This window comes from Pseudomonas izuensis (assembly GCF_009861505.1).
Classification (GTDB): domain Bacteria; phylum Pseudomonadota; class Gammaproteobacteria; order Pseudomonadales; family Pseudomonadaceae; genus Aquipseudomonas; species Aquipseudomonas izuensis.
On sequence record NZ_WTFT01000017.1, the window covers coordinates 164,528 to 184,267 of the forward strand.

General features: G+C 58.2%; 20 protein-coding genes and 1 pseudogene. 8 read left to right on the forward strand and 13 right to left on the reverse strand.

Features of this window, described 5'->3' with window-relative positions; genetic code table 11:
- Window positions 1-202: 202 nt before the first annotated feature.
- The 7 genes from dsbG to GPL81_RS17330 all read right to left on the reverse strand — a co-directional run bounded on the left by dsbG (window position 203) and on the right by GPL81_RS17330 (window position 7,156).
- A complete protein-coding gene (gene dsbG, locus GPL81_RS17300; RefSeq protein ID WP_160107710.1) occupies window positions 203-970 on the reverse strand; it encodes a thiol:disulfide interchange protein DsbG in 768 nt (255 codons plus the stop codon).
- Complete coding sequence (locus GPL81_RS17305; protein ID WP_160107711.1) at window positions 946-1,800, reverse strand: TlpA disulfide reductase family protein; 855 nt, start codon at window positions 1,798-1,800, stop codon at window positions 946-948. The genes dsbG and GPL81_RS17305 overlap by 25 nt, the downstream gene beginning before the upstream one ends.
- The gene (gene dsbD, locus GPL81_RS17310; RefSeq protein WP_160107712.1) at window positions 1,800-3,542 is read right to left on the reverse strand and encodes a protein-disulfide reductase DsbD; all 1,743 of its coding nucleotides are present in this window, start codon (window positions 3,540-3,542) and stop codon (window positions 1,800-1,802) included. Before dsbD ends, GPL81_RS17305 begins: the two co-directional genes overlap by 1 nt.
- A gap of 109 nt (window positions 3,543-3,651) precedes the next feature.
- Entirely contained in the window at window positions 3,652-4,605 is a 954-nt protein-coding gene (locus GPL81_RS17315; protein WP_160107713.1) for a tetratricopeptide repeat protein, read from the reverse strand.
- A gap of 165 nt (window positions 4,606-4,770) precedes the next feature.
- Window positions 4,771-5,508: a hypothetical protein gene (locus GPL81_RS17320; protein ID WP_160107714.1), complete on the reverse strand. Its 738-nt coding sequence runs from the start codon at window positions 5,506-5,508 to the stop codon at window positions 4,771-4,773.
- A 337-nt stretch (window positions 5,509-5,845) separates the two neighbouring features.
- The gene (locus GPL81_RS17325; RefSeq protein ID WP_178122605.1) at window positions 5,846-6,052 is read right to left on the reverse strand and encodes a hypothetical protein; all 207 of its coding nucleotides are present in this window, start codon (window positions 6,050-6,052) and stop codon (window positions 5,846-5,848) included.
- Window positions 6,053-6,472: 420 nt separating this feature from the next.
- The gene (locus GPL81_RS17330; RefSeq protein WP_160107715.1) at window positions 6,473-7,156 is read right to left on the reverse strand and encodes a hypothetical protein; all 684 of its coding nucleotides are present in this window, start codon (window positions 7,154-7,156) and stop codon (window positions 6,473-6,475) included.
- 359 nt (window positions 7,157-7,515) lie between these two features.
- Here GPL81_RS17330 and GPL81_RS17335 point away from each other — a divergent pair, with 359 nt between their 5' ends.
- The 3 genes from GPL81_RS17335 (at window position 7,516) to GPL81_RS17345 (ending at window position 10,230) form a co-directional block, all read left to right on the forward strand.
- A complete protein-coding gene (locus tag GPL81_RS17335) occupies window positions 7,516-8,196 on the forward strand; it encodes a response regulator (protein ID WP_095196723.1) in 681 nt (226 codons plus the stop codon).
- On the forward strand, window positions 8,193-9,518 hold the full coding sequence (locus tag GPL81_RS17340) for an ATP-binding protein (RefSeq protein WP_160107716.1): 1,326 nt from the start codon (window positions 8,193-8,195) through the stop codon (window positions 9,516-9,518). Before GPL81_RS17335 ends, GPL81_RS17340 begins: the two co-directional genes overlap by 4 nt.
- Window positions 9,519-9,735: 217 nt before the next feature.
- The gene (locus GPL81_RS17345; protein ID WP_160107717.1) at window positions 9,736-10,230 is read left to right on the forward strand and encodes a GNAT family N-acetyltransferase; all 495 of its coding nucleotides are present in this window, start codon (window positions 9,736-9,738) and stop codon (window positions 10,228-10,230) included.
- 171 nt (window positions 10,231-10,401) lie between these two features.
- On the opposite strand, the gene GPL81_RS17350 is transcribed toward GPL81_RS17345, so the two are convergent.
- Entirely contained in the window at window positions 10,402-10,860 is a 459-nt protein-coding gene (locus tag GPL81_RS17350; RefSeq protein ID WP_096509829.1) for a VOC family protein, read from the reverse strand.
- 298 nt (window positions 10,861-11,158) lie between these two features.
- Between GPL81_RS17350 and GPL81_RS17355 the strand changes: the two genes are divergently transcribed.
- The 3 genes from GPL81_RS17355 (at window position 11,159) to GPL81_RS17365 (ending at window position 13,909) form a co-directional block, all read left to right on the forward strand.
- A complete protein-coding gene (locus GPL81_RS17355; RefSeq protein ID WP_160107718.1) occupies window positions 11,159-12,382 on the forward strand; it encodes an SfnB family sulfur acquisition oxidoreductase in 1,224 nt (407 codons plus the stop codon).
- A 2-nt stretch (window positions 12,383-12,384) separates the two neighbouring features.
- Complete coding sequence (locus tag GPL81_RS17360) at window positions 12,385-13,050, forward strand: methionine ABC transporter permease (RefSeq protein ID WP_096509831.1); 666 nt, start codon at window positions 12,385-12,387, stop codon at window positions 13,048-13,050.
- A gap of 88 nt (window positions 13,051-13,138) precedes the next feature.
- Window positions 13,139-13,909, forward strand: a complete 771-nt coding sequence (locus tag GPL81_RS17365) for a MetQ/NlpA family ABC transporter substrate-binding protein (protein ID WP_160107719.1) — start codon at window positions 13,139-13,141, stop codon at window positions 13,907-13,909.
- A gap of 125 nt (window positions 13,910-14,034) precedes the next feature.
- Here GPL81_RS17365 and GPL81_RS31495 read toward each other — a convergent pair.
- The 5 genes and pseudogenes from GPL81_RS31495 to msuE form a co-directional block, all read right to left on the reverse strand.
- Window positions 14,035-14,127, reverse strand: a pseudogene (locus GPL81_RS31495) (redox-sensitive transcriptional activator SoxR); the annotation flags it as partial.
- A 7-nt stretch (window positions 14,128-14,134) separates the two neighbouring features.
- Entirely contained in the window at window positions 14,135-15,238 is a 1,104-nt protein-coding gene (locus GPL81_RS17370; protein ID WP_160107720.1) for a sigma-54 interaction domain-containing protein, read from the reverse strand.
- A gap of 24 nt (window positions 15,239-15,262) precedes the next feature.
- A complete protein-coding gene (locus GPL81_RS17375; RefSeq protein ID WP_160107721.1) occupies window positions 15,263-16,450 on the reverse strand; it encodes an acyl-CoA dehydrogenase family protein in 1,188 nt (395 codons plus the stop codon).
- 131 nt (window positions 16,451-16,581) lie between these two features.
- On the reverse strand, window positions 16,582-17,727 hold the full coding sequence (ssuD, locus tag GPL81_RS17380; RefSeq protein ID WP_096509835.1) for an FMNH2-dependent alkanesulfonate monooxygenase: 1,146 nt from the start codon (window positions 17,725-17,727) through the stop codon (window positions 16,582-16,584).
- 10 nt (window positions 17,728-17,737) lie between these two features.
- The gene (gene msuE / locus GPL81_RS17385; RefSeq protein ID WP_160107722.1) at window positions 17,738-18,301 is read right to left on the reverse strand and encodes an FMN reductase; all 564 of its coding nucleotides are present in this window, start codon (window positions 18,299-18,301) and stop codon (window positions 17,738-17,740) included.
- Window positions 18,302-18,712: 411 nt separating this feature from the next.
- Here msuE and GPL81_RS17390 point away from each other — a divergent pair, with 411 nt between their 5' ends.
- Window positions 18,713-18,982, forward strand: coding sequence for a hypothetical protein (locus GPL81_RS17390; protein ID WP_096509837.1), 270 nt, complete (start codon window positions 18,713-18,715; stop codon window positions 18,980-18,982).
- Between the two features lie 101 nt (window positions 18,983-19,083).
- On the forward strand, window positions 19,084-19,698 hold the full coding sequence (locus tag GPL81_RS17395) for a LysE family translocator (protein ID WP_160107723.1): 615 nt from the start codon (window positions 19,084-19,086) through the stop codon (window positions 19,696-19,698).
- The last annotated feature ends 42 nt before the right edge of the window (window positions 19,699-19,740 follow it).

The following is a 19,740-nucleotide window of genomic DNA, read 5'->3' on the forward strand; positions in this document are numbered from 1 at the left end:
CACGAGGGGGCGAACACCGCGGAAAGCCAAAGCGAGGCGGCCTACGAGCCGACCTGGCTTTTGCAGGCACCCCGATCCGCTTCTGTAGGAGCTGGCTTGCCAGCGAAGGCGCCTACGAGCCGACCTGGCTTTCGCAGATGTACCCAATCCCCTTATATACGTGCCAGCTCCGGTCGGCGTTCCGACGATGGGGACAGTGAGGTCACTTAGGCCCGAGAATCTTCACCAACTTGTCCGGCGAAGGCGCCCCTTGTTGCTGTTGCAGTTCGCCCTTGTCATCCATGTAGAAAATCGCCGGAGTGGCTTGCAGCTCCAGGTCTTCCATCAATTGCATGTTGGCGGCGAGCTTCGCCTGAATCGCCGGCGGCACGTCTTTCAACGCCTTGAGCGGGCTGCCCTTGCCGGCGGCTTCGTGGTCATGCAGGGCCTTTTGCGGGTCCTTTGCGGCCAGTAGCGCGGCGGATTTGCCCGGGCTGTCTTCGCGGATGATGCCCACCATGATGTGGCGCAACTGGACCTTGCCGGCCTTGACCCAGGGCCGCGCCTGTTCCCAGAACATGTTGCAGTACGGGCAGTTCGGGTCACTGAACAGGTAGATGACGCGTGGCGCATCCTTGTTGCCATCGGCGATCCAATTGCTCGCTTCCATCTTGCCCCAGACTTCCTTGGCCATCGGCGCGTACACCAGTTTTTGCAACGGCGCGCTGCTCAAGTCGTTACCTTCGGCGTCGTACAGGTTGCCCAGCAGCACATGCTTGCCATCGGGTGTCAGGTACAGCGCCATGCCGCGGTTCTGGTATTGCGCCGCATAACCACGCAAGCCATCGGGTGCGTCGAACTGGCCGACGATTTTCGCGCCTTTGGCTTCGATCTTCTTGATCGCTTCGGGCAACTCTTCGGCCTGCACCGACGGCAGGTGCAACAGGGTGGCACCCAGGGTCAGGGTCAGCAGGTGGCGGAGGCGAGGCATGGCGGTTTCCTTGAAGAGGTGACAGGTGCGGAGTCGAAATTTTCCAGGGCGCGGGCCAGGCTGGCTTGCGACAGTTCGCCCAGATGGCTGCCCAACAGGCGACCGTCGGGGCTATAGAACAGCGTCGTCGGCAAGGCCATGGAACCGACGGCCTGGCCCAGGCGACCACCGCCGTCGAACAGCACGTTGGCCAGGCTCAGGCCTTGGGTTTCCAGAAAGGTGGCGACGCTTTGCATGCTTTCGGCCTGATTCACGAATAGAAACGTCAGGTCCGGGCGTTGTTGCTGGGCGTTTTCCAGGACCGGCATTTCCCGGCGGCAGGGTGGGCACCAGGTGGCCCACAGGTTAATCACCAGCGGGCCGCCTTTGTAGTCGGCCAGTTGCACGGTTTCACCGGCGGCGTTGCGCAGGGTGATTTCCGGCAGGCGCGTGCCTTGCTCATAAAGGCTCAGGGAAAGGGTCGCCAACAGCCAGAACGCCAGGCCGCTGGCCACGCCAAAGCCCAACGGACGGCGCAGGCCGGGGCGGCGCCAGCCCCGGTACAGCGTGGCAAGCACCAGCGCGATCACCCCCGGCCAGGCGAGAAAACCGCCGTCGCGCAGGTCGATCACCTGCCAGGGATCGTTGCGGTAGTGCGTCCAGTAAGCCGCGATGAAACCAACCCGTGCCGCGAGCAAGCCGATCAAAAACAGGCTGAACAGCACCGACTCGGGGTTATCGCCACCGCGCCTGGCCACCCGCCAACCGACGAACGTCGCCAGTACCAATGCACTGATCAACAGTAGATGGTTGAGCGCGATGGCAAGGGTGCCGAGGGTGAGGGTCAGCATTAACGGGCGTCTCGGGTGGTGGTCCAGCGTTGCAGGAAGGTCTCGGCATCGACCTCGCCGGTGATGCGCTGGCTGCGACGCTCAACGCCGTCGGCACCGACCCACAGCAGGCTCGGTGGCCCCGGCACTTTATAACGGCCGAGCAGTTCGCGGCTGGCAGCATTGTCGGCGGTCACATCCAGCCGGAGCAAGCGCACATCGTTGAGGGCTTCGAGCACCTTGGCCTTGCCGAACACCTGTTTTTCCATGACCTTGCACGACACGCACCAGTCGGCATAGTAGTCCAGCAAAACCCACTGGCCTTGTGCTTGCGCCGCATCGAGTTCCCGCTGTAGTGCGGCCGGGTCTTTGATTGTAGTGAAGGCGTCGTGGCCCGTTGGCATCGCGGCGACAGCCGAACCGGAAGCGCGGAACACCTGCAACGGCTTGAACAGATCATCACTGCCGCCCGCAGCACCGATCATCAACAGGCTGCCCCACAGACCGAGCAGTAAAGAGCTGGCGCCGAACAGATGCGCGATGCGTCCAAAACCGTCCGATTGCTTCCAGGCGCTGTAGGCGGCAATCAGCAGCAGCGCACCACACAAGCCAACCCAAAGTGACTCATCCAGTACCGGGCGTAGCAACAATAATGCGGTGGCAAGGAACAGGAAGCCGAAGATGCCCTTGACCAGATTCATCCAGGCACCGGGTTTGGGCAGGAAGCGATTGCCGACTGTCACCAGCAACAACAGTGGCACACCAATACCAATACCCAGGGCGAACAGGATCAGCCCGCCATGCAGTGCATTACCGCTTTGCGCGATATAGAGCAGGGCACCGGCCAGCGGTGCGGTCATGCACGGGCCCACCAACAGACCGGACAAGGCTCCCAGCACACCCGCGCCGACCAGGCTGCCGCCGCGCTGGTTGCGCGAAACATTTTCCAGTCGATCACGCACGGCCACCGGCAGTTGCAGTTCGAAAAAGCCGAACATGGGTAACGCCAGCAGCACGAAAATCGCGGCGAAACTGCCCAGCAGCCAAGGGTTTTGCAGCAGGGCCTGCAGATTTGCCCCGAGCAACGCCGCCAGGACGCCCATCGCCGCGTACACCAGTGCCATGCTCACCACATAACTGCCGGCCAGGGCAAAACCGCGCTTGGGCGAGGCGCCGCTGCCGACGATCAGCCCGGCCAGGATCGGCAACATTGGCAGTGAGCACGGGGTAAAGGCCAGCAACAAACCGAGGCCGAAGAACACCATGAGGCTCCAGCCCAGCGCCCGCTGTTGCAGGCCACTGGCCAGGGCTTGATCCGGCGCTTGGTTCGTCGCGGAAACATCGATGTTACCGCCCAGATCCACGACCTGGGTCTGCGGCGGATAACACAAACCGGCGTCGGCGCAACCCTGGAAACCCACCTTGATCTGCCCGGTGGCACCGGCCGGGACCTTCAGTTCCAGGCCCTGGCGATAGACCTGCTGCTCACCGAAAAACTCGTCGCTGTGAGACTCGCCCTCCGGTAGCACAGGATGCTGCTCGGCAGACAAACCATCGAATTTCAGGCGTTTCTGATACAGGTAATAGCCGTCGGCAATTTGCCAGAACAACTGGGTCTCACCGGACTCAAGGCGTTCCGAGGTGAAAACGAACGCTTTGCCGACGGGCAGAAAATCGGGTTTGGTTTCAAACGGATTGCTGCCAGCCTGGGCCTGACCCAGGCTGGCAAAAAATACTAATAGCAATGAAAGAATGTAACGCATCGACAACGCCTTGGGGATGACACACATCGCCCAAGATGATGGCCCGCGATTAACCGGGTGTTAACGCAACATGTCGATGACCGTCGCTGGCAATGGGCGCCAGGCCGGATCAGACGACGTCGCTATAGGTCAGCCGGTACTCGGACATCGGAGGATGAGACTGCTCCCACTGTTGCGCGAAGGTTTTCGCGGCGGCTATTTGATCGGTTGACATCTCCTTGGCAGTCTCTTCAAGGCACTGTTTGGCGGTCGTGTGTCGAGACAGTTCTGTGGTGGTTTCGACAACCAGCCAGATCAAACCATAGCCTTTAACCAGATTCCGGCTGAACCCGTACTCGTTGTCGACGCCGTTATCATCCTCATAGAAACCACAGAGCCCCAGGCCGTAGTTCAGTACCCCATTGACGTCATTGAGTTCGGCGCGCTTTTCCAGCCATTGACGCCTGACAGGATGGTTCCGGTTGGCTGGGAAACGGTTGCTGAGCCAGTGCATGGCTTTCGAGTAACCGGACTCGGCTGCATTTTTCAGCAGTAAATCGATAGTTGATTGACGTACGCCCTCATTGGTAAAGAGCGATGCATCCTTGTCGTACTTGACCGCTAGTATGTATTGGCTTTCCAGGGAACCGGCATGCGCGGCTTTTTTTAAAGTTTCAATGTTCTGATCCAGTTCGTATAACTCAAGCATGGCGTCGGCATTGCCTTTGGCGGCTTCGGCCTGGGCCAGTTCCTTCGCTTTCTTGAGCGAGGCTTCGTCACCCAGTCGCATCAGGGCGTAAACATGATCCTGAGCGCCAGCGAGTCGATACCAGTTTTTGGCTTCGTCGGTGATGCTGCCTGCCTGACGCCTTGTCACCTCGGCCAACGCGTATTGCGACGCACGGTCGCCTGCGGTGGCGCCAATCGTCAGATAGGTCTTTGCCTGGTTGAATTCTCCCAGGTTGTACAAGACGATGCCCTTGGTGATCGCTTCTTGGGGCTGATCGGTGATTCGGGATATCAGTGCGCTCAGGGTGTCACGCAGGTTGAACAGAGTCGTTAAAACACTTAAATGGGAATACATATTTGCAACCTTTATCGAGTAGGAATGAATTTGAGTGCAACCCGATACAGGCTATTGAGTAGGAGGGGGATGGGGGCGGTATATATGTACCGCGTGGAATCCTGTAGACGCTCGCGATGATTAACCGCCCCCAAGGACTGGTCGGCTGCGACGTCGTCGCGATATTCAGTCGCGCAACAACCCAGGCCAGGACAGGTCGTCAATTTTGACTGGGCCGGTCTTGACTCGATTATTGTCCATGTCGTATTTGATGTATTCGTTATTGGTCAGGAAAATATAATAGTAACGACTGAATATGGAGTGGTCGTTCTGTACTGCACCAATAATTCGATGTTTGTAGCGCTCAAGTCCTGGATGGTTGCTGTTTGTGATCGACGCATGTCTAATGGTTTTTAATTTATGGGTTACGGCTTCGGGTTTAAAGTCAAGGTGCAGGAATGTGCCATCGTTCAAAAAGAAGTGGAACAAAAAATAATTGTCGGGTAATTCCCACCACGTGGCAGCAACGATACGATCGAAGTAGGGGGCTAGTTGGTGCCATTTTGAGTCTTTTACGCGGTGTACGCTAATGACCTTGTCCAGGTCTTGATCGAATCGGCAGACTGTTGGTGTGTCGCCTACGTAATAAAAAAGCCACAAAACATCCAGGTCCATTTCGGTCATGCTGGCCCCAGTGTCTATTTTTGAATTATGTGCGGTCGTCGTGAAGCCAAAGCGCAGGTTTTTTGCATGGGAATGAAAATCTCCCCAGGTCTTGGCATTGATGTCGAAGGGGTATCCAGCTTCGACGGTATTATCAGCGAGGTCGAATCGAGAGTATTTGTTAATGTCCTTGAAGAAGAAATAAATCTTGTCTTTGCCCGCGCGCCAGTCGACGGCAACAAAATTTTTAAGTGCTGGCATGGTTTGTTTCCTTTCAGTAAAGTGAGTGCTTCAAGCTCGTTTAAGAGGTTTTATAATTAGATCGGTGTTTAACTATATTTGGCAGCGGTCTTAAGTTGCGGGTTGAAATTACTATGAATTAAGTGTGGTGTGTTTTGGCTTTTGTATAGGGTTATTTCTAAAATGAATGGAGTTAAAGGTTGTATAGTTACGTCGCTGTAATTGTTGGTAGGAAAAATTGAGTGGGTACCACAAACGCTGTACAGCGATGTCGGTACACCGTCGGATTTGAGCTTCTCCCCAGCCGAATTCATCGACATAATCCGGACTTAATGCCGGTTTGCTTGACTCGTGTTTTTTATGGAGCACCCCATTGCGACACACGGTCGCCTGCTGTGGCGCCAGTCGTCAGATAGGACTTGGCCTGGCTGAATTCTCCCAAGTTGTACAAGACGATGCCCTTGGTGATCGCTTCTTGGGGCTGATCATTGATTCGGGTTATCAGTGCGTTCAGGGTGTCACGCAGGTTGAACAAAGTCGTTAAAACACTTAAATGGGAATGCATATTTGCAGCCTCTATCGAGTAGGAATGAATTTGAATGCGACCCGATACAGGCTATTGAGACGGAGGGGGATGGGGCGGTATATATGTATCGCGTTGAATTGAATGTTGACTTCTCGTCAATTTAAGCGAGTTCTGAGGTAAGAGTGAATGCTTGTTGACAGGGAGAAATCGGGTTTGGTATCAAATGGAATAGTTGTCGCCTGAACTAGTCCCGTGAAGAATATTAAAGCAGGAGCAAGTTACGCATGGGTTTTGCTCTTCTGGTGCAGATTGATTGCACTTTGGAAGCCGGTTATTTTCCCATGATTAACTGCTCCTGAAAGTCGGTGTCCTGATGGTAATAGTCAATCAGCTTAAAATGCTACTTTTTGAAATGGAGTGAGGCTTTTTCTTGGGGCGAGTCTTAAGTCCTGATTGTTGTTATACGACTCCGGGCCAAGTTGTTTCGTCAACGCGCCATGGTCCTCCAATTGTTTTGTCTGCGTCTATGTCGTATTTGATGTACCTATTTCCTTTTAAGAAGACAAAAAGCCAGTCATTGCTAGGGCTTCTGTTCCATTGAACGCCTGTAAGTACGTCAGTTTGATATTGTTCCAGTCCAGGCCAGTTTCCGTTGATATTCTTCACCTCCAGATGATCGCTATCTACGGTGTAGCGCAAGTACTTTCCATTATTTAACCAGAAAATCACGACACCGTTTCCGGGCCGTTCTCTCCACCATACCGCGAATACAATCTGATAGAAATAAGGTGTTATTTTTTTCCATCTCGACTTTGTTAGGTCTTCATATCCTGAAAGGGAATCACGTTCAGGTGAGTAATAGAGCAACTCGGGTGTGCCAGCTTTATCTCGGAAAAAGAGAATGGTGTCATTTGCTAAGTCGGTGGAGAAGGTAAATGCAAAGCGCAACTCTTTTATATCTTTTACATAGCCGTTTGGGCCGAATCCTTCCCAATTACCAATGATGGGTTTGGGATATCCCGAGTCAGTCCTGTCTCTCCCGTTGTCAAAGCGTGTATATAGGTTTAGGTTTGGCCAGAAAAAAAACGTCTTGTCCGGCCCGTCTCTCCAATCGAAGGTAAAGCAGTTGGTAATGTTCGGCATGATGTCTGTCCCTTTGGAAATGGCTTGTCTGCCGTATTTATTTTATAGCCGTGCGATGATTGCGTAACCTGTCAAAGTTGTCAGTTGCTGCATGTTTTTTGTCATGGTAATTTTTGGTCCGCAGACCAGGAAGTTGTTTTCATGCCGATATTTGTTGTTTTTGATATGTGGGCTCATTCGAGTTCAGTAAAATATTGGTTTTGTTGGTGAATTTATTTGTCTTTCTGGGAGTTCATTGGGCAAATTCGGTTGTTGGAAAGGTGCAGTTGAATTCTCAGGCTTCTCTACGCCGCTACTCCCCCACATAATCACGACTTAATCCCGGTCTGCTTGAATCGCCTTTTTCCATGGAGCACCCCATGCACGTACTGGTATGCGAAGACGATGAGTTGATCGCCAGCGGCATCGTCGCCGGCTTGACCGCCCAGGGCCTGACTGTGGAACACGTGGCCACGGCGTCCGCGGCCCGGGCGATGCTCAAGGTGGCGGAGTTCGACGTGATGGTGCTCGATCTCGGCTTGCCCGACGAGGATGGTCTGAAGCTGCTGCAGCAGTTGCGCCATAACGGTCTGGAACTGCCGGTGCTGATCCTCACGGCCCGGGACTCGGTCACCGACCGCGTCGACGGTTTGCAGGCCGGTGCCGACGACTACCTGCTCAAGCCTTTCGACCTGCGCGAATTGGCCGCGCGCCTGCACACCCTGTTGCGACGGGTGGCGGGGCGCAGCGTCAACCTGATCGAACACGGTGCCTTGACCTACGACCCGAGCAGTCGCGAAACAACGCTGGCCGGCCAGCCGGTGGATCTCTCGCGCCGCGAGCAATCGTTGTTGCAGGCCCTGCTGCATAACCGTGGTCGCGTGCTGTCCACCGAGCAACTCAAGGACAGCGTCTATGGCTTCAACGACGAGCTTGAGAGCAACGCCCTCAACGTCCATATCCATCACCTGCGGCGCAAACTCGGCAATGGTATCGTCGAGACAGTGCGCGGCCTGGGGTATCGCCTGGGGCCGGCCGATGGCGGAGAACAATCGAAGTGATGAGTCTGCGTTTGCGCCTGAGCCTGACGCTCGGCGCCGCGTTTGCGCTGATCTGGGCGCTGGCGGCGGCCTGGATGCTCAGCGACTTGCGCAATCAAATGATGTTTTCCCTCGACCAGCGCCTGGTGGCTTCGGCGCGGATGGTCGCCGGGTTGATGGAGCAGTTGCCGCCGGTGCCGAGCAAGGGCGAGGGCACCCATTTCAGTGCCGAACAGCTTAATATTCCCGGGGGCATGGCCTGTCAGGTCAGTTCATTGCGCGGGGAAATCCTCGCCCGCAGTCACAGCGAACCGGGACAAACCCTGGAAGCCGAAAAACTGGGCTTCCACGATCAAATGATCGACGGCGCGCCATGGCGCAGTTTTACCCTGGCCCGTGGCGATCTGCGCATCACCACGGCTGATCGGCAGATCGAGCGGGAGGCGTTGAACATGTCGATCCTGTTGGCCGCCTCGGTGCCGGTGGGCGTGGCCTTGCTTGGTTGCCTATGCCTGCTCTGGCTGGGGATCGGCCAGGGGTTGGCGCCGCTTAACCGTATGCGCGATGCCTTGATGCGCCGCAGCGCCGATTCCCTGGAACCCTTGCAGGTCCAGCCATTGCCCAGTGAACTGCAACCATTGCTCGATACGCAGAACCAATTGCTCCAGCGTATCGGCAAGACCATCGAGCGCGAACGCCGGCTGACCGGTGACGCCGCGCACGAATTGCGCAGCCCGCTGACGGCAATCAAGACTCACCTGCAAGTGGCGCGCATGACCGAGGGGGCGGCCCGGGATCAATCCCTGGCCCGGGCCGAGGAGGGCGCCGACCGTCTGCACCGGACACTCGAACAATTGCTGTTGCTGGCGCGGGTCGAGGGTAGCCTGTCGTTTGACGATGGTGTGCAATGCAGCGCCGAACAAGTGGCGAAACTGGCGATTCAAGACACCGCCGGCGGCGATCGCCAGCGCATCAGGTTCGAGGTACCGGCCAGACTCTCCCAAGCGCCGGTGCAAATGCCCGCGGTGCTGTCGATTGCCGCGCTGCGCAACCTGCTGGACAACGCCCTGCGCCATACGCCCGGCGACGGCTCGGTGGAACTGAGCCTGCAAACCACTGGCAACCGTGTGCAGTTCGTGGTGCGCGATCACGGGCCGGGCATTGCAGAAGACGATCTGCAGCATTTGACCCAGCGCTTCTGGCGCAACGGCCAGAGCACCGGTTGCGGCCTCGGACTGGCGATTGTCCAGGCCATTGTCCAGCGCTGCGGCTGCACCCTGTATTTCGACAGCCGGCCGGATGGACTGCGGGTTGAGCTGACCATGCCTTTGCAGCCGGTCTAAAAAACACAGATGTCCATTGTAGGAGCGAGCTTGCTCGCGATGGTCGTTAACGATTACGCAGGAAGCCTGACACCCCATGGCTTCCTTAATACCATCGCGAGCAGGCTCGCTCCTACAGGGGGCTGTGTTGCACATCAAATGTAACTTCTCTGCATTGGCCGCCCGGGCCTCGCAAGACTATTGTTCCTCGCACTCAACGGATTGAGGTAACAGCGCCATGGAAGATCCGATTCACACCTGCAAGGCAACTCCGGCCGACGCCGGCATCATCAGCCGCATCATCGAGCGCTCCATTCGCGTCGGTTGCGCCCGCGATCACCGCAACCATCCGCAAACTGTAGCCTCCTGGACCCACAACAAGACCATCGAGCACATCCAGCCCTGGCTCACCGACCCGCGGCTGTACCTGAACATCGCCCTGTTGCAGGACAAACCGGTTGGCGTCGCCATGGCCTCGGTCAGCGGCAAGGTGGCGTTCTGTTACGTGCAACCGGAATGGTTTCGCCGGGGCGCCGGGCAAGCACTGGTGCAGGACCTCGAAGGCTGGCTGATCAGTCAGGGCCTGCGCCAGGTACGACTCAACAGCACCCGCACCAGCGAAGCGTTCTACCGGCATCTGGGCTATCAGCCCTGTGCCCGGGCCTTCATGGTCTCAGGGCTCCAGGCCATTCCCATGCACAAGGGCCTGACCTCTGTTTCATCAAAAGTCTAAATCCTTGAGCCGCGATTGAGGTCTGACAGCCAACACATTTGTGGAATGTACTAACGTCATCGCAGGCAAGCCCGCTCCTACAGATCCGAGTCGCACGCTCATTTTGCGACCGACATGATACCTGTGGGAGCGGGCTTGCCCGCGATGACGGCCGATCTGTCGACGAAGAACTCAGCCCTGCTGAAACATCTCCTTCGCCCGCTGTTCGATCTGTTCCTGAGTCAGATCTTCCTTGCGCGTGGCCAGGAACCACAGATGGCCATAGGGATCCTTGAGGGTCCCGGAACGATCGCCATAAAACTGATCCTTGACCTCCGACACCACGATGCCGCCGGCGGCAATCGCCTGTTTATAAGACTTGTCGACATCGGTCACATACAGATGCAGACCCACGGACGGCGACTGGCTCGGATTGCTCAACGGCCCTTGATCGCACGGCGTGCCGAGCATGATCGGGCAGTCGCCGATGCGCAGTTCGGCGTGGCCAACACGGCCATCGGGCATGGCCAGGCGCATGACTTCGATGGCATTGAAGGCTTTTTTGTAGAAGTCGATGGCTTCAGCGGCTTTCTGAATGCCCAGGTACGGGGTAATGCTGTGATAACCCTCTGGAATAGGTTTGACGCTCATGATGGTTCTCCCTGAAGTTGTTGTGAATCCGCTGCCTTTGAGCAGGACAAACAAGTGTAGGAGCTGCTGAAGGCGGCGATCTCATGATTTTGACTTTCAGCATGTTTCAAGTTCACAAAAAAATCGCAGCGATCGGTAGCAACGCCACTGTTCAGCCATCAACAGTGAAGCAACAGACTGCCCGGCTTCGTCATCCTGAAACCCTCTCAAGGCCATTGAAACTCTCGAAAACATTGACCGGCGCGGTCAGGCACAGAAGCTGCAATGACTCAGCCATCACTGATATCGAGAGTCTTGTATGTCTGCCTTTTCCGAATCTGCCGTTTATCCGATCAATCCTCCGGCCGCCCACCGGATCGTCGACGAAGCTGAAGCCCTGCGGGTGGCGGAGCGTGTCGCCGCGATCCTGCTGGAGCAGGACGCCGAGCGTGACCGAACCCGCCAGGTACCCGCCGAAGTCGTCGATCTGTATTCCAACAGTGGCCTGTGGGGGATCACCGTGCCGAAGGCATTCGGCGGCGCGCAGGTGTCCTATGCCGTGCTGGCGCAGGTCATCGCGATCATCTCGGCGGCCGATCCGTCCCTGGGACAAATTCCGCAAAACCACTACTGCCTGCTGGAAGACATCCGCCTGCAGGGCACACCGGAGCAACAGGCGCATTTCTTCGCGCTGGCGCTGCAAGGTCACCGGTTTGCCAATGCCTTGTCGGAAACCGGCGGCAAGAACGTGCAGGACATCCAGGCGACAGTCCGTCGCTACGGCGACGGTTATGTGATCAACGGGCGCAAGGGTTATTGCACCGGTTCGCTCTACGCCCACTGGCTGGCGGTGCTGGCGCTGGATGAAGAGCAAAAGGGCCAGTTGGCCTTCGTCGAGCGCGGTACCCAAGGGCTGGTGGTCGTCGACGACTGGGACAGCATCGGCCAGCGCACCACCTCCAGCGGCACGGTGCTGGCCGAGGATCTGCACGTCCCGGCATTCAACCTGTTCCCGACTTATCGTTCCTATGAGAGCCCGACCCTGGCCGGCCCGTTCGCCCAGTTGACGACGGCCGCCATCGACGCCGGCATCGCCCGTGCCGCCCTGCGCGACACCATTGCTTTTGTCCGGCAATTTGCCCGGCCGTGGATCGATGCCGGGGTGGACAAGGCCAGCGAAGACCCACTGACCATCATCCAGGTCGGTGGCCTGGAGATTCGCCTTGAAGCCGCCGAAGCCTTGCTGGAACGCGCTGGTCAAGCGCTGGATGCGGCGCGCCCGGCACCGGATGAAGACAATGTTGCCCATGCCTCGCTGGCGGTGGCCAAGGCCAAGGTGCTGACCACCGAAATTGCCATCGAAGCAACCAACAAGTTGTTCGAGCTCGGCGGCACTCGCTCGACCTTGAAGAAGCACAACTTCGACCGTCACTGGCGCAACGCACGGGTGCATACCCTGCATGACCCGGTGCGCTGGAAGTACCACGTGGTTGGCAACTGGCTGCTCAACGGTGTGAAACCGCCACGCCACGATTGGTCGTGACCATGGCCGAACTGTTCAAAAACATTTACTGGGCGGACATCGGCCAGGCCTGCCTCGACACCCTGAGCATGCTCGGCGCGGCCCTCGGTTTTACCGTGCTGCTGGGGCTTCCGCTGGGGGTGTTGCTGTTCCTCACCGGCAAGCGCCAATTGCATGAAGCCGTCGGCATTTACCGGGTGCTGTCGGTGATCGTGAACATGCTGCGTTCGCTGCCGTTCATCATTTTGCTGATTGTGCTGATTCCCCTGACCACCTTGCTGGTGGGCACCTCGCTGGGTGTGCCGGGCACCATCCCACCGCTGGTGGTGGGGTGCACGCCGTTCTTCGCGCGGCTGGTGGAAACCGCCTTGCGCGAAGTCGACCGCGGTGTGGTGGAAGCGACCCAGGCCATGGGCGCCAATACCTGGCAGATCATCCGTCACACCTTGTTGCCTGAAGCCAGGGGAGGGCTGTTGGCGGCGGTCACGGTGACCGCGATCGTGCTGGTCGATTACACGGCGATGGCCGGGGTGATTGGTGGTGGCGGTCTGGGCGATCTGGCGATCCGCTATGGCTATCAGCGATTCCAGACGGACGTGATGGTGGTCACCGTGGTGCTGCTGTTGATCCTGGTCCAGGCCCTGCAAATGAGTGGCGACCGGCTGGTGGCGCGATACAGCCGGCGATAAGTATTCGATTCCTTTCAATTCAAAAGAAACCAAAAACCGGCCCACGTCCGCCCCACGACGGCCACTTAAATATGCCTAGGAGCACAGCATGAAAAAGACCCTGGCCATTCTGGCTGCCCTCGTCTCGATGAGCGTTCACGCCAATGAAAAACTCACCGTCGGCGCCACTCCGGTGCCCCACGCGGAAATCCTCGAGTTCGTCAAACCGGCCCTGGCCAAGGAAGGCGTGGACCTGGACATCAAGGTGTTCACGGACTTCATCCAGCCGAACCAGCAACTGGCGCTGAAGAATCTCGATGCCAACTATTACCAGTACCGGCCGTTCCTCGATGATTACAACAAGACCCGACACACCGATCTGGTTCCGGTGGTCGGCGTGCACATCGAGCCATTCGGGGCTTATTCGACCAAGATCAAAAACATCTCCGAGCTGAAGGACGGCGCCACCGTGTCGATCCCCAACGACCCGGTGAACACCGGTCGCGCGCTGGTGCTACTGCACGAAGCCGGGCTGATCAAACTCAAGGACCCGAGCAATACCCTGGCAACCCAACGGGACATCGCCGAAAACCCCAAACACCTGAAAATCCGTGAGCTGGAAGGTGCATTGCTGGCGCGCTCGGTGAGCCAGGTGGACCTGGCGTTCGTGTTTGCCAATTACGCGCTGGAAGCGGGGATCGACACCAACAGTGCGTTGATCGTCGAGAAGGGCAAGAGCCTGTACATCGAGTTCCTGGTGGCCCGGCCAGACAACATCAACGACCCGGGCCTGCAGAAACTGGCCAAGGCGTTGAACTCCGATGACGTGCGCCAGTTCATTCTGACGCGCTACAAAGGGCAGATTGCGCCGGGGTTCTAAATTTTCAGCAACCTTGAGGACGCCATCGCGGGCAAGCCTTGCTCCCACAGGTTTTGAGTTGTACGAAATTTTCTCAAACGACTCGAAACCTGTGGGAGCAAGGCTTGCCCGCGATAGCCGCGCCATTATTTTGGATGCGGCCCCGATTCCAGCAGATGCGCTCCCGGCCCCTGTTCCCCCAGCACATCGCCAAAATTACGCAACGGACACGCCTCCATCGGTGGCTTAAATCGAGAGCTGCATCAATCGCTCTCCCTGCACGTTTTCCGTAGGCCGGCGCTTGTTCACCGCCAATTCGCCGATCTTGATCAGGCGCGTGCGGGTCACGTTGCGGCTCAGGCCCAGCAACGCGGCGGTGTGCACCTGGTTGTAATGACTGAAGCGATAGGCGGCGCGCAACAGGGCGTCTTCGACTTTTTCGTGCAGCGCGCCCGCCTGTTCTTCGAAGAGCTTTTGAAAAGCACGATCCAGCAGCGCCTGGGCAGAGTCATCGACCTGCGCCTGGTGGTCATCCTGACGCTCGATACGCATGTTCGACAGGCGCAAATCGTCGCGTTCGATCACGCCGTTACGGCAAATCAGCAGGGTGTGGTGAATGACGTTTTCCAGTTCGCGGATGTTGCCCGGCCAGCTGTAGCCGCGCAGTTTCAGTTCAGCCTCTTTGCTGATGGTGATACTGCCGTAGCCCAGGCGCTGGCTGTAGGCGTCGATGAAATGGCGGGTCAGCGGCAAGATGTCGCCGGGACGATCGCGCAGTGGACTCAACTCCAGGCTGACCACATTGAGCCGGTAATACAGGTCTTCGCGGAAATGCCCGGCGTTGATGGCTTTTTCCAGTTGCACGTTGGTCGCTGCCAGCACTCGCACATTGATGGGAATGCTCTTGCGCGAACCCAGGCGCACCACTTCGCGCTCCTGTAGCACGCGCAACAACTTGACCTGGATCGCCATCGGCAAATCACCGATTTCATCGAGGAACAGCGTGCCGCCGTCGGCCTCTTCGAACCAGCCGGCCTTGGCGCTCAATGCGCCGGTAAACGCGCCTTTTTCATGACCGAACAGTTCGGCCTCGACCAGGGATTCGGAGAACGCGCCGCAGTTCACCGCCACGAACGGCCGGTTGCGCCGGGCGCTGAGGTTGTGAATGTGCCTCGCCACCAGCTCTTTGCCGGTGCCGGTTTCGCCAATGATCAGCACGCTGGCTTCACTCGGCGCGACTTGTTGCAGATGCGCGAGCAAGGCCTGGGATTTCGGGTCTTCGAACACCTGCGCGGTGGCGCGGATCGATGTCGCCAGAGCGGGCGAGGGCGGTAAGGTCAGCAGTTGCATAAGGCACGCTCCAATGAGGGCAGGCTAGGAATAGAAAGTCGGAATCGGCAAGGCCTGGTTCAGCGCCCAGTCACCCAGTTCGTGAATCTTGTAGTCCACCGGGTCATGCAGGGTCTGGGTGCGCAGGTTGCGCCAGTAACGGTCCAGGCGCAGCGAGGCGTGGGTCGAACGCGCGCCGGTCACTTCGAACAAGCGGCTACACAACTCCAGGCCATGACGGGTCGCGGCGACCTTGGCCGTGGCGATGGCGATGGCCAGTTGTCCGCGCTCCTCGGCGCTGAGGTCCGGACCTTTGGCCCAGGCCTTGTCGAGCCGTTCGGCGGCGCGCTCCACCAGCAACCGGACGCCTTCAAGCGCCACCCAGAACTCGCCGAAGTGGCCGAGTGCATATGGGTCCTGGCGCACATCCCGAGCCGTGGATTTGTGCCACGGACGGGTCTCGGTCAGCGTGTATTGCCGCGCTTCTTCGAAGGCACCTTCGGCGATGCCGAGAAACAGGTGGGTGAACGTGAGCTGGGCGATCAGCGGGCGAAGGCAGGCGAACGGCGTGCTCAGCGGCCCCGGATCAAGCAGCAGTTCCGACTCCTCGACGCGCACCCGCTCGAACGTGGCGCTGCCGCTGTCGGTCTGGCGCTGGCCCATGTTGTTCCAGTCGTTGTGCAAGGTGATGCCGCTGCGGCCGCTGGGAATGGCGGCGATCAACAGTTTGCCGCCGGCGGTTTCGTCGACTGCCGAGGCGATCAGCATTTGCGAATCGCTGGCCCCGGAGCAGAAGCTCTTCTTGCCGGAAAACTCACGCCAGCCACCGAGGTTTTTCACCACGGTGCGGGTGTCCAGCGGGTTGAGGGCATTGCCCCAGAACCAGTTCTGGCGGGCGGTTTGTTCGAACCATGGCTGCCATTGTTCTGGGCGGGCGAACAGGCGCACGGTAGCGAGCATCAGATGATGGAAACCGAAGACATGGGCAATTGAACTGTCGACCTTGGCGAACTCGCGCACGACGTTCAGGGTTTCACTCCAGTGGGCGCCAAGACCGCCGAACCGGGTGGGAATACTTAACGCCAGCAGGCCGCTTTGACGCAGGGCGTCACGCTCGGCCTTGGGCGTACCGCCACGCTCGTCGCGTTCGACGGCAGTCAAGGCAAACCCGGCGGCCAATTGGCGGGCGGTTTGTAGCGGGGAGATCAGGGCGCTGTGCGGCTTGGCAGTCACGCGGGTTTCCTTCTAAAAATCGACACACTTCTGTAGGAGCAAAGCTTGCTCGCGATGAACGATGGCTCGGTCCAGCTGGATAAACCGCAGTGTCTGCATCGCGAGCAAGCTTTGCTCCTACAGGAGCGGAATCAGGCTGAGGCTTTGGCCGGCAACACATCATTGGCAATCATTTCGCCAAACGGCCCGGTAAGGTTGGTGACGCCGCGCCCGGCAAGGCTGGCGTACGGCTCTGGCAGCAGCGGAAACACCAGTTCGGCAAAGCGATACGCTTCTTCGAGATGCGGGTAGCCGGAGAAGATGAAACTCTCGATCCCCAGGTCCGCATACTCCTTGATGCGTGCCGCCACTTGCTGTGGGTCGCCCACCAGCGCCGTCCCGGCGCCACCGCGTACCAGGCCGACACCGGCCCACAAATTCGGCGAGATCTCCAGGTTGTCGCGACGCCCGTCATGCAGGGCGGCCATGCGCCGCTGACCTTCGGAATCGAAACGCGAGAATGATTTCTGCGCGGCGGCGATGGTTTCGTCGCTGATGTGTTCGATCAATTTGTCCGCGGCTTTCCACGCCTCTTCGGCGCTATCGCGAACGATCACATGCAGGCGAATGCCGAACTTCACCGTGCGCCCGTGACGGGCGGCCCGCTCACGAACATCGGCGAGTTTTTGCGCCACGGCAGCCGGTGGCTCGCCCCAGGTCAGATAGACATCGACCTGCTCGGCGGCCAGGTCATGAGCAGCATCGGACGAACCGCCGAAATACAGCGGTGGATAGGGTTTCTGCACCGGCGGATACAGCGCCTTGGCGTTCTGCACCCGCAGGTGTTTGCCCTCGAAATCCACTGACTCACCTTGCAACACCCGGCGCCAGATCTTCAAAAATTCGTCGGTCACTTCGTAGCGTTCGCTGTGATCGAGGAAGCTGCCGTCACCGCGGTTTTCATCGGGATCGCCGCCGGTCACCACGTTGATCAGCAAGCGGCCGTTGGACAGTCGATCCAGGGTGGCGGCCATGCGCGCCGATACGGTCGGCGAAATGATTCCCGGGCGGATTGCTACCAGATAACGCAGGCGTTCGGTCAGTGGCACCAGCGCCGAAGCGATCACCCACGAATCCTCGCAGGAACGTCCGGTGGGAATCAGCACGCCGTGGTAACCCAGGCTGTCGGCCGCCTGGGCCACTTGTTTCAGGTAGTTGAGGGTGACCGGGCGCGCGCCTTGGGTGGTGCCCAGATAATGGCCGTCACCGTGGGTGGGCAGAAACCAGAAAACATCCATGAAGAAGTCCTTAAGCGATTTTCAGCAGAGGGTCGGGATAGGCACTGAACAAGGGCGCGGCGCGTTCTGCAGCCAATCGAATGCGGGCCTTCAAGGGCTCACTGGTTATTTGGTAATTGGAAAAATCGGCCTCGGTGGCATACACGCCAATCGGCAAGGTCAGCGCCTGGAAGAAACTGAACAGCGGCCGCAACTGATGATCGAGCACTAGCGCATGTCGTTCGCTGCCACCGGTGGCAGCCAGCAACACCGGGGTGTTGATCAGTGCATTCAGATCGATCAGGTCGAACAGGTGCTTGAGCAGGCCAGGGTAGGAACCGCGATACACCGGTGTGGCGACAATCAGCAGATCAGCCTTTTCAATCGCCTGCAGCTCGGCCTCGATTTGCGCACTCACTTCCTGACGGGACAGCGCCGCGCCCAGCGGCCGGGCGATGTCACCCAGCTCGATCAACTTGCTCTCGATCGGCAGGTGCTCGGCCAATTGCGCCAACAGTGCTTGAGTCAGCACCAGCGTGCGGGAGGGGCGCCAGGTACCGCCGGAAACGGCAACGACTTTCAATGGACGCGACATGATCAGTTCCTTTTTTAAACAGTTGCTGGAGGAGCAGTGAGTCATCACTGGGCTTATCCCCCTTGAGCAAGAGCTGTACCAATCCCTCGAAGCCAGGTTTTACGGGGCTTACAGCGCGTTGATCAGTCCACGCTGTTGAAAATTCAGGGCTGTTTGTTGAATGACTGTTGCGTGGCGAACAGTTGCGAGAGCAACAGTTCATCAGCGGATGCACTCGTTATAAAGCTTCGTTTTTATTCCGTAAAAGAAGTTTATTTGATATTTATAGTTCTTTATGGAATATAAGGTTCCGAATGGCGAGCCAATTAGAAAAACACGATAACGACTATCGAGAGCGTTGATTTCTGCCCGTTCGAAGGCGCGAGTAGCCTGTGTTCATTGCCCCGAACCCAGTTTGCCAGGACGCTCGACATGAAAACTCTAATCACCACCTTCCTGATGCTGACCCTTTCCGTGCTTGCCGGATGTGCCAGTCATGTATCCCCGGAGTTGCGCCCCTACACCGCTGAAGAAACCCGGGAGCTGGCGCTGGAGGCGTTGAATCGCCGTGGTTTGTCCTTCGACGAGTACCACGCGAAGAAAGCCGAATTGCTCGGTGAGCCGCGCAAGACTTTTGGCTTCGACAAACAGGGCGAAATGAATGCCGAGCGAACTGTACAGCTGCACGGTCGCCCAAGCTGATCAAGAACTGTACTGCTCGAACTTTCACCTAACTGTCCGTGGGTTTCCCCCGGGGTGTGCGATAGGGTCAATACCTGACCGACCCTGACGGACTGCCACCCATGACACTCTCGCTCGATCTGCTGCTGGGCTTCGCCCTGTTTGCCCTTGTCACCTCGATCACGCCCGGCCCGAACAACACGATGTTGCTGGCATCCGGCGTGAACTTCGGCTTCAACCGCACCATTCCCCATATGCTTGGTATCACCTGCGGCTTCTTCGTGCTGGTCGTGGCGGTCGGTTTCGGCCTGGGCGCGGTATTCCAGACTTACCCTGTGCTCTATACGGTGCTGCGCTACGTCGGCGCGGCGTATTTACTGTATCTGGCGTGGAAAATAGCCCATTCCGGACCGGTCTCGGACAGCGAGAACGGTGAGGCCAAACCGATCAGCTATCTCGGCGCTGCTGCGTTCCAGTGGGTCAACCCCAAGGCCTGGATCATGGCCATCGGTGCCATTACCACTTACACGCCAATGCAGGGTTACTTCACCAATGTGATCGTGATTGCCGCGGTGTTCGCGGTGATCAACCTGCCGAGCGTCGGTGTCTGGGCGGCATGCGGCACGCTGTTGCGCAACGTGCTGAAGGACCGGCGTTGGTTGCGTCTGTTCAATTGGGGCATGGCCGCGCTGCTGGTGGCATCGCTGTATCCGATATTGCTCGAAAGCTTTAGCTGACGCATTGCTTCAACCGGTTGCCCGATGCCTGTTAAGCTGGCT

Bases quoted from the DNA above. Each gene is read 5' to 3' on its own strand.
- dsbG (WP_160107710.1), bottom strand. From the start codon at position 970: ATGCCTCGCCTCCGCCACCTGCTGACCCTGACCCTGGGTGCCACCCTG.
- GPL81_RS17305 (WP_160107711.1), bottom strand. From the start codon at position 1,800: ATGCTGACCCTCACCCTCGGCACCCTTGCCATCGCGCTCAACCATCTA.
- dsbD (WP_160107712.1), bottom strand. From the start codon at position 3,542: ATGCGTTACATTCTTTCATTGCTATTAGTATTTTTTGCCAGCCTGGGT.
- GPL81_RS17315 (WP_160107713.1), bottom strand. From the start codon at position 4,605: ATGTATTCCCATTTAAGTGTTTTAACGACTCTGTTCAACCTGCGTGAC.
- GPL81_RS17320 (WP_160107714.1), bottom strand. From the start codon at position 5,508: ATGCCAGCACTTAAAAATTTTGTTGCCGTCGACTGGCGCGCGGGCAAA.
- GPL81_RS17325 (WP_178122605.1), bottom strand. From the start codon at position 6,052: ATGCATTCCCATTTAAGTGTTTTAACGACTTTGTTCAACCTGCGTGAC.
- GPL81_RS17330 (WP_160107715.1), bottom strand. From the start codon at position 7,156: ATGCCGAACATTACCAACTGCTTTACCTTCGATTGGAGAGACGGGCCG.
- GPL81_RS17335 (WP_095196723.1), top strand. From the start codon at position 7,516: ATGCACGTACTGGTATGCGAAGACGATGAGTTGATCGCCAGCGGCATC.
- GPL81_RS17345 (WP_160107717.1), top strand. From the start codon at position 9,736: ATGGAAGATCCGATTCACACCTGCAAGGCAACTCCGGCCGACGCCGGC.
- GPL81_RS17350 (WP_096509829.1), bottom strand. From the start codon at position 10,860: ATGAGCGTCAAACCTATTCCAGAGGGTTATCACAGCATTACCCCGTAC.
- GPL81_RS17355 (WP_160107718.1), top strand. From the start codon at position 11,159: ATGTCTGCCTTTTCCGAATCTGCCGTTTATCCGATCAATCCTCCGGCC.
- GPL81_RS17360 (WP_096509831.1), top strand. From the start codon at position 12,385: ATGGCCGAACTGTTCAAAAACATTTACTGGGCGGACATCGGCCAGGCC.
- GPL81_RS17365 (WP_160107719.1), top strand. From the start codon at position 13,139: ATGAAAAAGACCCTGGCCATTCTGGCTGCCCTCGTCTCGATGAGCGTT.
- GPL81_RS17370 (WP_160107720.1), bottom strand. From the start codon at position 15,238: ATGCAACTGCTGACCTTACCGCCCTCGCCCGCTCTGGCGACATCGATC.
- ssuD (WP_096509835.1), bottom strand. From the start codon at position 17,727: ATGGATGTTTTCTGGTTTCTGCCCACCCACGGTGACGGCCATTATCTG.
- msuE (WP_160107722.1), bottom strand. From the start codon at position 18,301: ATGTCGCGTCCATTGAAAGTCGTTGCCGTTTCCGGCGGTACCTGGCGC.
- GPL81_RS17390 (WP_096509837.1), top strand. From the start codon at position 18,713: ATGAAAACTCTAATCACCACCTTCCTGATGCTGACCCTTTCCGTGCTT.
- GPL81_RS17395 (WP_160107723.1), top strand. From the start codon at position 19,084: ATGACACTCTCGCTCGATCTGCTGCTGGGCTTCGCCCTGTTTGCCCTT.